The organism is Paucisalibacillus algeriensis (assembly GCF_000577245.1).
Lineage (GTDB): Bacteria > Bacillota > Bacilli > Bacillales > Amphibacillaceae > Ornithinibacillus.
Genome location: NZ_CBYO010000022.1, coordinates 221,209 through 233,249, shown reverse-complemented (window position 1 = coordinate 233,249; position 12,041 = coordinate 221,209). Strand labels below are relative to the sequence as shown.

The window sequence follows — 12,041 nt, the reverse complement described above, 5'->3', positions numbered from 1 at the left end:
TTGGGGCGCTCTTATTTAAACAGACTTTTATAATTAGCGTGGGGATTAGATGTTAGGTTCTGGTCGCAAGCATGGCTAGAAAGGTAACAAGGAATTAGTTATCAGCCACATGAACAGTCTCATAGGCTCATGCTATACAGTTACTTAAACACAAAAAAATACAGCTATAGTTCATAGCTGCGCCGAAGTTGTTTCCTATTTTGGTAAAGCTTACAATTAGGAGGAATACTTATCTTGCGGGGTGATCACATTTTTCACAAATATTAATATAGCAATCTGCCTGTTCAGTGATATCATGACCACACTTTTGACATTTTCTCTTGGGAAGACTTTGGAAAAACTCAAGCACATTAATCATCATGGGATGGTTCCTCCTTTAACTTGGTAATTATATTGTATTATAACAGTATGCAAACAATCAATTCTGTGTTACGACAAACTTGAAAAATTTGAGGTGGTAAAAATGAAATTAACTGTTATTGGTTATTGGGGCGGCTTCCCTGCTCCTGAAAGTGCAACTTCATGCTATTTATTAGAGAAAAATGGTTTTATATTAATGATTGATGCGGGAAGTGGAGCGTTATCTAGACTACAAAAGTATAAAGATGTGTTAGATATTGATGCTTTAATTCTTTCACATTATCATCATGATCATGTGGCTGATATTGGGGTTTTACAATACGCTTTGTTGGTTCAATCATACGTTGTTGGAAGTAAAGATATTTTGCCTATCTACGCCCATACCGAAGATCGGGAAGGTTTTGAAAAATTAACTCATGAATATACAGAAGGGGTGGCCTATGATTCGGATGGAGTGTTAGAGATTGGTCCATTCTCTATTACTTTTTTAAAAACAAAGCATCCTGTACCATGCTATGGTATGCGAATCACAGATGGAGAGAGTGTTCTTGTTTATACCGCAGATACGAGTTATCAAGATGAGTGGATTGAGTTTAGTAAAGAGGCCGATTTACTCATAACAGACTGTAATTTTTATGCAGAACAGGATGGGTCACAGGCGGGTCATATGACTAGTATCGATGGGGCTAGCATTGCTAAGGAGGCAAATGTAAAGGAACTATTACTCAGTCACTTGCCTCAGTATGGTGACATACAAGATTTAGTCACTCAGGCAGGTACTGTTTTTAAAGGTGAAATCCATCTTGCTCAAGAGGGGCTAACTTGGCAGAGAGAAAAGTGAAAAGCTTAGAATCGAACCAATTGTAAAGGTCTATTGAGTACTAGTTTTCTAAGGAGAAATAGAACGATATTCTTTGCCTAGGTATTTAAATTCCGATAAACTAATAGATGGAGCTAACTTACTAATTTACAAGGAGGAGCAAACGATGAAGTTTATCGACAACCAAGGCATTACAGATCCAATGATTAACTTAGCAATAGAAGAATATATCTTACAAAATTTCGGTGAGAAGGATACATATTTACTTTTCTATATCAATAAGCCTTCTATAATTATCGGTAGAAACCAAAATACAATTGAAGAAATTAATACAGATTACGTAGAGGAAAATAATATTAAAGTTGTACGTCGTCTATCAGGTGGTGGAGCAGTTTACCATGATGAACAAAACCTGAACTTTAGCTTTATTACAAAGGATGATGGTGAAAGCTTCCACAATTTTGCAAAATTCTTAGAGCCAGTTATTGCTGTTTTAAATGATTTAGGCGTACCGGCTGAACTTCAAGGTAGAAATGACGTTGTTGTAGAAGGACGTAAAATATCTGGTAATGCAATGTTCTCTACAAAAGGCCGCATGTTTAGTCATGGTACCTTAATGCTTGATTCCGAAATCGATAACGTTGTCAAAGCACTAAAGGTTAAAAAAGAGAAAATCGAATCTAAAGGTATTAAGTCCATCCGTAGCCGTGTAGCAAATATTTCTGAATTCCTTGATGAAAAAATTACGATGGAAGATTTTAAAGAACGTATTTTAAAGCATGTCTTTAACGTGGATGATTTGAAGGATGTACCTCGTTATGAGTTAACAGAAGAAGACTGGAAAAATATCCACAAAATTTCCGATGAACGTTATCAAAAATGGGAATGGAACTATGGTAAATCTCCTGCATTTAACGTACAAGCATCACATAAATTCCCAACTGGCCTACTAGACGTTCGTTTTGATGTGAAAAAAGGTATTATCGAAAACTGTAAGATTTACGGTGATTTCTTCGGACTAGGAGAAATCAAAGATCTAGAAGAAAAACTAATCGGAGTTCGACATGAAAAACAAGCAATCGAAAAAGCCCTTGATGATGTTAACGTAGCACATTATCTTGGCAGAATTACAAAAGAAGACTTTGTAAACTTGTTGTATTAGTAAAGTTTTTATATTAAAAACTAACTTTGGCCCAAGTGAGAAAGAAAAACAGTTCACCTATTTGTGAGCTGTTTTTTAGTATGAAAAAATTGGAAAAACTCCATACTATAAAAAAGGAGGAGATTCCATTGGCAGAAAGCAAAGAAATCCCAGAATTAAATACATTTACAATATTAAATCCAAATTTTGAGATTCCAAAAGAGGTTCATCCAACATTAGGAAACCAAGAAAAACCATTACCAGAAGGAAATATTTCTGAAAAGACAGGAAGTAATGACTAAAAAAGTTTTATATATCGGTTTTGTTGAATAATGCCGATTATATGTATTAATTTGGTGATTTATCTGCTAGATTAATACATATAGCCTTACCCTTTCATTTTATATGAAAGGATGAATTTTACATGTTAAATGAAGAGTTGTATTCTCCACTTCACGAAATTACTCCATTAACATTAGCTGTTATTCCAAAGGAAGACAAAGCAGGGAAGATTCATACTCGTATACTTGAACGAGAAGCCTCCTATACGGTTGGTTATTCTCCTAGTAAGCTTATTGATTATGCTTGTAGGTTTTTTGGATCTAGTCTAAAAGGCAGGCAAGAGGGCACTCGCAATATCAGCGGAATTACACATAAAGCACCGATATCTGTCGACCCATCTAGTGGCATGTATTTCTTCCCCACGACATCACCCACCAATGCAAGATGCTCCTGGATTGCACATTCCCATATTGACCATGTAAACCGCGTATCAGATAGGTCAACAGAGATTGTCTTCAAGAATGGAACGAAGATAATTCTTGATGCATCTTATGGTTCCGTTATGAATCAAATTCATCGTACAGCCCAATTCAGATACCAATTAGACAATAGAATTAAGCATTCGCAAAAACATAAGCCTGATTCTGATCCTGGGAAAGAGCCTTCCACATGATTTCCTGAACAATTTCTTCTACTTTTTTCCGAATAGCAGGGTTAAAGTAGTTTCGTTTTTCTTCCTTTCCTTTACAGTAAAAGAGATAGGAAGAAAAAGAGTCATTTTTATTGATTAGCATCACTCGGAGCTTTTTGTTTTCCATTTTGATTCGTAATTGTCTGCGTTCTGCTAGTGCATTTGCATTCATTTTTTCTAAGAGCTGTATATATGGTTCTTTTATTTTAAAAGCGCCTTTTTGGATGTTTTGAATATCTTGCTGAATCACGACAATAGCCATGGAAAGAAAAAGGAAGCGAGAAGCAATACCTAATTCTTCATCTGTGAGATAGCGCATAAGTTACCCCTCCGGTTAGGAACATTTGTTCTTATTATACGCCAAAGTTAATCAAAAATACACTATAAAATTATAAAAAAATAATGGAAAAAATGGAAAGGGTATAGGCTATACTATACTTGTAAGTAGTGTAGGTTAATTCTAAACTTTGGTTAAAACTTTTCATAATGGGAAAATTCCATTAAAATAGAAGTATACATAAGGCCTTGGATGGGGAGATTTACATAAATGATTGTACAAAGTATAATAACAGATTGGAAAACAGCTGTTCAAAATGATGAATTAGATCAATACATAATGGAGTTATTACAGGATTATGAAAAGTTAGGTCCATTACCGGGAATTTTGTTACCGTTTATCGAAGCATTTCTCCCTTTTTTACCTTTAGTTGTTTTTGTTATGGCTAATGCTGCGGCATATGGTTTGCTAGAGGGCTTTTTATTATCATGGGCTGGTTCAAGTTTAGGGGCAATATTAGTTTTTTTGATTGTAAGAAACCTCGGAGATAAACGCATTTTTGTTGCTGTACGAAAAAATAAACAAGTAAAAAAGGTAACTAGTTGGTTGGAGAAGCATGGATTCGGGCCATTGTTTTTGCTCATGTGTTTCCCATTTTCACCATCAGCTGTCATTAATGTCGTTGCAGGTTTGTCTAAAATAAATATGTATCAGTTTATTTTAGCTGTTTTACTTGGAAAGTCAGTGATGATATTTTCAATTTCGTATGTTGGGTCTAGTATTGTATCATTTGCACAAAATCCTACAAGAACAATAGTAGTAGGGGTTTGTATCATTCTCTTTTGGATACTGGGTAAATTTATTGAAAATAAGCTTCACCAGAAATCAAAGAAAAAACTACCCGATTCGGAAGAAGTTAAATAGTAAGTCAAAACTTCTGTCTTGTACTATTATTTAGTCAGAAGTTTTTTTATTAGACTATTCTCTATGAAGCTTTTGCTATTTTGAAAAGGAAAGATAGGCTAACGCTAGGAGCAGCCCGTATACACATAGACTCTTGCGGGAGGCTCACCAGCCGCTCAGCGAGTAGGAAGTGTATACGGGCTGCGGACATTAATTTAACAACAAACTTTATGAGAAGAGAGCCTTACGTTTAAAAAGTAGGAGGTTATACGATGGGACTCCGTTTTATTTTAGGGAGAGCAGGTACGGAAAAAAGTACTGTCGCATTTGAAGAGATAAAAGAAAATTCGATTAGGAACCCGCAAGGTCCACCCATATTCTATATTGTTCCAGATCAGATGACCTTTGAACAAGAATATGCATTATTCCGAGATGAAGCATTTCAAGGGAGTATTCGTACTCAGGTGACAAGTTTTTCTCGTCTTGCTTGGCTAATATTGCAAGAAACTGGCGGAGCCACAAAACAATTTATTAGTTCAGTGGGGATACAGATGATGCTCCGAAAGATTATTGAGGAAAAAGAAGGAGAATGGCATGTATTCCAGAAAGCCGTGGAAAAACAGGGCTTTTTGAGTCAGTTGGAGAAACTCATTACCGAATTTAAACGATATGAGGTTACCCCTGAAACGCTCCTCGCGCAGAAGTATCAAATTAACCAGTATGCGCATAAGGAGCCTGGAGAACAGGCTCTAATTAGTAAATTAGATGATTTACACTATATTTATGAAAAATTGGGACAAGCACTTGCCGGTCAATACATTGATAGTGAAGATCAATTAAGCCTTCTTGCTGAAAAAATTACGGAAGCAAAATCATTGGAGGGAGCCGAAATCTATTTTGATGGTTTCCACCGGTTTACTCCTAAAGAATTAGTAGTGGTAGAAACGTTACTTAAAAAATGTGACCGTATTACGGTTACCTTGACCGTAGATGATGCCGATAACCCTAATTTCTCTGATATGGATCTGTTTCACCAAACAAAGGAGACCTATCAGGTTCTCAGACAAATAGCCGAGGTTAATGCTATTGAAATTGAAAGCAATATTATGTTAGATCCGATTGATGGTGTATTTCATGAAAAACCTTATTTTGCCCATCTTGAACGAAACTTTGATATTCGTCCAGCGCCAAGTTTTAATGGTGATGCCCCAATACAAATTGCAGAGGCGGTTCATCCCCGTGCTGAAATAGAGGGAGTCGCCCAAGAAATTTTACGTTTAGTTCGAGAAGAAAATTACAGATATCGGGATATAGCGGTATTAATTCGTCAAACCGAAACCTATCAAGATATTATAGGGACTATTTTCGAGGATTATAATATTCCTGTATTTATTGATGAAAAAAGATCTATGTTAAACCATTCTCTAATTGAATTTATTCGTTCTGCTTTAGAGGTAGTAGATGGGAATTGGCGTTATGATGCAGTTTTCCGTATGTTGAAAACAGGATTTATACCTCCTTCAGATGAAAAATACCCATTAACTAATGATGCGATTGATGAGCTGGAGAACTATTGCTTAGAGTATGGAATTCGTTCAAGAAAACAGTGGATGTCCAAGGAGAATTGGATATTCCAACGTTTTCGAGGGTTTGAACGTGTAGCACAAACCGATGCGGAGAAGGAAATGCAAACAAGGATTAACCATTATCGCAGGCAGATTGTCCAAGCCCTGGGAGAATTTGATGAGCAGATTCGAGCAGCAACAACTATTCGAGAGCTTTGCATGAATATGTTTATGTTACTAGAAAAATTGGGAGCTCCTGAGAAACTAGAAGAGATGCGTAATCTCTTTGACCAAAAAGGACAGCTTTCTAAAGGCCGAGAGCAGGAGCAAGTGTGGAATGCGCTTATCCACTTATTTGACGAAATGGTGGAAATGGCAGGAGATGAAGAAATGAACCTTGCGACCTATCGTGTTACGTTGGATGCAGGTTTAGAGACACTGAAATTTTCCCATGTACCACCAAGCATTGACCATGTTATTGTTGGAACAATTGACCGATCACGTATTAGTGATATCAAATGTTCATTTTTAGTAGGTGTTAATGAAGGGGTATGGCCATTAAAACCTCCCGCAGATGGAATGATTAATGAAACGGAACGTGAGCTTCTAGCTACCCATGGGATGAAACTTGCTGATACTAGTAAACGTCAGCTTTTAGATGATTGGTTCTATATGTATTTAGCTTTTTCGTCAGCAGCTGATTATTTATGGATTAGTTACCCGCTTAGTGATGAAGAAGGTAAATCAAAAATGCCGTCCCAGTTAATCAAGCGGATAGAGGATATGTTCCCTGCTTGCAAGGGGCATATATTATTGCAGGATCCAGATGAATTATTCGAGGCAGATCGTTATATTACGTCACCTGTAAAAACAAGATCAGCATTAACCGCGCAGTTAGCGCGAAGTAGAAAAGGTTATCCGGTTAAGTCAGTTTGGTGGCATGTTCTGAACTGGTATATGATTAACCAACCAAAATATGATACAACCTATAATATTTTACAGAGTCTATTCTACGAGAATACCCCTTCTGATATGGCAGAAGAAGTAGTAGAAGAGCTTTATCCAAAACAACTGTCAGCAAGTGTATCACGATTAGAGACCTTCTATAGCTGTTCCTATCAGCACTTTGCAAAATATAGCCTTGGGCTTGATGAAAGAAAAACCTATAAATTGGATGCACCAGATATCGGCAATCTTTTCCATGAAGCATTAAAAATAATTACGGAATGGATTCAAGAAGAGGGAAAAGACTTTGCGCATTTAACCAAAAGGGATACAGAACAATATGCTGAACGTGCGGTATCAAGTCTGGCACCAATTTTACAACATCAGATTTTACACAGTACGAACAGGTATAAGTACATTCAAAAGAAACTACAAGATGTTATTGCTCGGGCTGCATATGTGTTAAGTGAACAAGCAAGATTGAGTAACTTTTCACCAGTTGGATTGGAACTAGGTTTTGGTACTAAGGGAGATAAGCTAAATCCGGTGACCTTACAGCTGCCAAATGGTTATGAAATCAAACTTCGTGGTCGTATTGACCGGGTAGATAAGGCACTAGACCAAGAGGATTTATATTTAAGAATCATTGATTATAAATCGAGTGCTCGTGGTCTTGATATGGTGGATGTTTATTATGGTATTGCGTTACAAATGCTAACCTACTTAGATGTTGTATTGTCGCAGTCTGAGCATTGGTTAGGGAAAAAAGCTACACCCGCTGGGGTTCTGTATTTCCATGTTCATAATCCAATGATTTCAAGAGAATCTAGTGTTTCAGATGAAAGACTAGAAGAAGAACTATTTAAAAGCTATAAAATGAAAGGCCTACTCATTAATAATGAACATGTTGTTCAGATGATGGATACGTCATTAGAGACAGGTCATAGTCAAATTATCCCTGCCGAGCTTAAAAAGGATGGTAGTCTGGCATCAAGGTCAAAAATTGCTAGTCGAGAAACCTTCTCAACCTTACAGGAACATATCCATAGTCTCATGTACCATGCGGGTATTGATATAACAAGTGGAGCTGTCCATTTAAACCCATATCAGCGTAAACAAAAGGTTGCTTGTACGTACTGTCCATTTCTATCAGTATGTCAATTTGATACGTCATTAGAAACAAACAACTTTAGAAGATTATCTGAAATGAAGGAAGATGAAGTTTTAGAAAAGCTTACCAAGAAGGAGGATGATATCATTGGTTAAATGGACGAAAGAACAAGAAGCGGCTATTTATACAGAAGGTAATGATGTACTAGTTGCTGCAGCAGCTGGTTCAGGTAAGACTGCTGTTCTTGTAGAACGTATTATTCAAAAGCTATTAAAAAAAGATAATCCGGTTGATATTGATTCCCTTCTTGTTGTTACATTTACAAATGCGGCAGCACAAGAAATGCGAAACCGGGTAGGGCTAGCGCTTGAGAAGGCGTTAGAACAAGACCCTAGCTCGGTCCATTTGAAAAAACAATTATCATTACTACAACGTGCTTCGATATCCACCTTACATTCGTTTTGTTTAGATATTGTGAAGCAGTATGCTTATTTAATTGATATTGATCCAAGCTTTCGAATTGCAAATGATATGGAAGCGGATCTAATGCAGCAAGATGTCTTATCAGATTTATTTGAGGACTGGTATGGAAGAGAAGGCGAAGACCAGGAAAAGTTCTTTGAAGTAGTGGAACGGTTTTCTGGTGACCGCAACGACGTAGATGTTGAAAAATTAGTACTTACTCTTTATAATTTTTCGGTACAAAATCCGTGGCCAAGTGTTTGGTTAGATGAACTGGCAGAAGTTTATCAGATACCAGACAACTGGGCAGAAGAAGATTTAGCTTGGTTAGAGATTATTAAAAGGGAAGTTCGGGATAAGTTTAGAGGGATTGAACAAGAAATGAATCACGCCCTGAAAATCGCCATGGAAAGTGATGGGCCATATCATTATGTGGAAGCAATTGAGGCTGACATAGCAATGATGCAAGACGCACTTGCTCATTTAGGAAGTTGGGATGAGATACAGTTATTTATGAGTAATAGTACATTTGTTCCACTTTCAACAAAAAGGCCAAAAGTGAATAAGGATAAAAGAGAAAAAGCAAAGACATTACGTGATGGTTATAAAAGTAAATGGAATAAAATGAAAAGCAACTGGTTTGAAAGAAAGCTAGCCTCACATGTGGAAGACATGCGTGAGATAGCTCCAGTTGTAAAAACTTTAACAGAGATTGTAAAAGAATTTATTAACCAATTTGCAATCGCTAAGCGGGAAAAATCAGTGGTGGATTTTTCAGATTTAGAGCATTTATGTTTACAAATAGTATTGGATGAAAACTCAACGATTGAGGATCCAAAGCCATCAACTATTGCGAAAAACCTACAAAAGCAATTTAGTGAGCTACTTGTTGATGAATATCAAGATACAAACCTTGTTCAAGAGACCATCATCACATTAATTAGTGACCAGGTTGGCCCGGGAAATATGTTTATGGTTGGGGATGTGAAACAAAGTATTTATCGCTTCAGACATGCTGAGCCATCATTATTTATTGAAAAATATAAGCGTTTCGCTAAAAATGATAACCCTGCTACTCGAATTGATTTAGCTAGTAATTTCAGAAGTCGTGAACTAGTACTTGTTGGAGCAAATTATATCTTCAGACAGATTCTTGATGAAAACCTGGGAGAGATCAATTATGACAAGGATGCTGAATTAATCTACGGTAATAAAATGTATGATACCTTGCCATTAAAAGAGCCAAATCCCGAGCTTATTATAATCGACCGTGAAATGCCTGAGGAAAAGGAAAAGTCAGTCGATGAGGAGAATATGGAAGAGGAAAATTATCAAGATCTTGAAAATGCCCAGCTAGAAGCTAGAGCCTATGCCATGAAAATTAAAAAGTGGATAGGCAATGAAAATAGTAGCCCGCTTCAAGTAGTGGATAAAGCTAGCGAAACCATGAGAGATGTACAGTATCGAGATATTGTCATATTACTTCGTTCAATGACCTGGGCTCCTACAATCGTAGAAGAATTGAAAAAGCAAGGTATACCAGTTTATGCAGAACTATCGACGGGTTATTTTGATGCAATTGAAGTAAAAATAATGCTAAATCTATTAAAGGTAATTGATAATCCTAGACAAGATATTCCACTAGCTTCGGTACTAAAATCGCCCATTGTTGGCTTAAATGAAAATGAGCTAGCAAAAGTCCGCTTAGCGGATAAACGAAGCACATACTATGAAGCATTAGATAAATACCGTAGAGAGCATCATGATAATCTAACAACTAAATTAGACCGATTTAAGCAATTGCTAGAACGTTTCCGATTGGCATCAAGACAAGGAGCACTCTCAGAGCTTATATGGCAAATATACCGTGAAACTGGGTACTTTGATTTTGTTGGTGGTATGCCAGGCGGACGACAACGCCAGGCAAATTTAAGAGCTTTATATGATCGTGCTAGAGGCTATGAAACTACTTCTTTCCGTGGATTATTCCGTTTTCTTCGCTTTATTGAAAGAATGGAGGAAAAAGGGGATGACTTAGGTGCAGCAAGGGCTTTGAGTGAACAGGAAGATGTTGTTCGTATTATGACGATCCATAAAAGTAAAGGGCTTGAATTTCCTGTAGTAATTGTAGGTGCTGTAGATAAGCAGTTTAACATGATGGATTTAAATCAGAGATATTTACTGCATAAGGATTTAGGTTTTGCATCAAAATATATCGATCCAGTAAAAAGAATTACCTACCCGACTTTATTTTTCCATGCCATAAGAGAGGAAAAACGAAGAGAGTTGTTAGCTGAGGAAATGCGTGTACTATACGTAGCACTAACCCGTGCAAGAGAAAAACTTGTGATGGTTGGTAATGTTGCATCATTTGTTAAAAAGCAGGAAAAATGGCAGTCCATCATGGAGCATTCAGAGTGGATTTTACCTGCTCATTTTAGAATTCAATCTAAATCATATCTAGACTGGATTGGACCTGCTTTGATGCGTCATCAGCATACAGAAGTACTGCGTGCAGAGGATTTAAGGGATAGAGTGCTAGAAGAAATACGAGTTGATCCTTCCGAGTGGGATATAACTATTTTACATGGTAGTGAGCTTGCGAATCTGGATGAAGAGTCTATCGAGGAAGATCTACAACTCAGGGAAAAGATCCAAGCTTGGCAACCTGTTGATTTAGAAGATGAGAAACTTGATACGCTTGTTGAAAAGCGACTATCTTATAAATACCCATATGTTGAGGCTGCACATTCACGCGCTAAACAAAGTGTAACTGAAATCAAAAGGCAACGTGAAATTAAAGACGAGTATAGCGCAACACAACTTGTACAGCCATTTAAAACGCCAATAGTCAAAAAGCCTGTTTTCATGCAAAAGGAAAAGACGCTTTCTGCTGCTGAAAAAGGGACAGCAATGCATACAGTGATGCAACATATTCCATTCCGTCGAAAAATGGAACGAGAAGAAATCCTTGAATTTGTAGAGAGTTTAGTGGAACGTGAAATTTTACGTAGACAGGAAGCGGATTCCGTTGATATAAAGGCAGTTGAGAAGTTTTTTGATACGGAAATTGCGCTGGAAATGCTACAGGCAGAAAAGGTTTATCGCGAGGTCCCGTTTAGTATCACACTACCGGCAAGTGATGTCTATGCTAATTGGAAAAGTGATACGAATGAGCAAGTTCTGGTCCAAGGGGTGTTCGATGCAGTGATTCCTTCCGGTAAAGGTTGGATAATCTTGGATTATAAGACAGATTCTATTCAACAAGATGAAGTAACAGATACCATTATTGAAAAACTTATCAATCGATATAAAGTTCAGCTATCCTTATATCGACATGCACTTGAGACAATATGGAAATCACCTGTTGAGGAAACCTATCTCTATTTCTTCAGTAAACAATTATTAGTAAAAGTTCCGAATGAGTAACAGCAAAAATCCGTCTCCTTGCTACAGGTAAGAGACGGATTTTTCTTAAGGAAAA

At 37.0% G+C, this 12,041-nt stretch carries 9 protein-coding genes; 7 read left to right on the top strand and 2 right to left on the bottom strand.

What is annotated here, in order from left to right; genetic code table 11:
• Positions 1 to 229: 229 nt before the first annotated feature.
• A complete protein-coding gene (gene yhfH / locus TY11_RS20280) occupies positions 230 to 358 on the bottom strand; it encodes a protein YhfH (protein WP_197025135.1) in 129 nt (42 codons plus the stop codon).
• Between the two features lie 105 nt (positions 359 to 463).
• Between yhfH and TY11_RS17235 the strand changes: the two genes are divergently transcribed.
• The 4 genes from TY11_RS17235 (at position 464) to TY11_RS20275 (ending at position 3,276) form a co-directional block, all read left to right on the top strand.
• On the top strand, positions 464 to 1,201 hold the full coding sequence (locus TY11_RS17235; RefSeq protein WP_042149112.1) for an MBL fold metallo-hydrolase: 738 nt from the start codon (positions 464 to 466) through the stop codon (positions 1,199 to 1,201).
• 145 nt (positions 1,202 to 1,346) lie between these two features.
• On the top strand, positions 1,347 to 2,342 hold the full coding sequence (gene lplA / locus TY11_RS17230) for a lipoate--protein ligase (protein WP_042149110.1): 996 nt from the start codon (positions 1,347 to 1,349) through the stop codon (positions 2,340 to 2,342).
• 128 nt (positions 2,343 to 2,470) lie between these two features.
• The gene (locus TY11_RS20520) at positions 2,471 to 2,623 is read left to right on the top strand and encodes a hypothetical protein (protein ID WP_155982729.1); all 153 of its coding nucleotides are present in this window, start codon (positions 2,471 to 2,473) and stop codon (positions 2,621 to 2,623) included.
• 122 nt (positions 2,624 to 2,745) lie between these two features.
• Positions 2,746 to 3,276: a competence protein ComK gene (locus TY11_RS20275; protein WP_081755972.1), complete on the top strand. Its 531-nt coding sequence runs from the start codon at positions 2,746 to 2,748 to the stop codon at positions 3,274 to 3,276.
• Here TY11_RS20275 and TY11_RS17225 read toward each other — a convergent pair.
• Positions 3,218 to 3,613, bottom strand: coding sequence for a YhjD family protein (locus TY11_RS17225; RefSeq protein WP_042149107.1), 396 nt, complete (start codon positions 3,611 to 3,613; stop codon positions 3,218 to 3,220). The genes TY11_RS20275 and TY11_RS17225 overlap by 59 nt on opposite strands.
• Positions 3,614 to 3,841: 228 nt before the next feature.
• Between TY11_RS17225 and TY11_RS17220 the strand changes: the two genes are divergently transcribed.
• The 3 genes from TY11_RS17220 to addA all read left to right on the top strand — a co-directional run bounded on the left by TY11_RS17220 (position 3,842) and on the right by addA (position 11,986).
• Entirely contained in the window at positions 3,842 to 4,495 is a 654-nt protein-coding gene (locus TY11_RS17220; protein WP_042149102.1) for a TVP38/TMEM64 family protein, read from the top strand.
• 251 nt (positions 4,496 to 4,746) lie between these two features.
• Positions 4,747 to 8,250 (top strand): helicase-exonuclease AddAB subunit AddB, encoded by a 3,504-nt coding sequence (addB, locus tag TY11_RS17215; RefSeq protein ID WP_042149098.1) that lies wholly within the window; start codon positions 4,747 to 4,749, stop codon positions 8,248 to 8,250.
• Entirely contained in the window at positions 8,243 to 11,986 is a 3,744-nt protein-coding gene (gene addA, locus TY11_RS17210; RefSeq protein ID WP_042149097.1) for a helicase-exonuclease AddAB subunit AddA, read from the top strand. The genes addB and addA overlap by 8 nt, the downstream gene beginning before the upstream one ends.
• Positions 11,987 to 12,041: the final 55 nt, after the last annotated feature.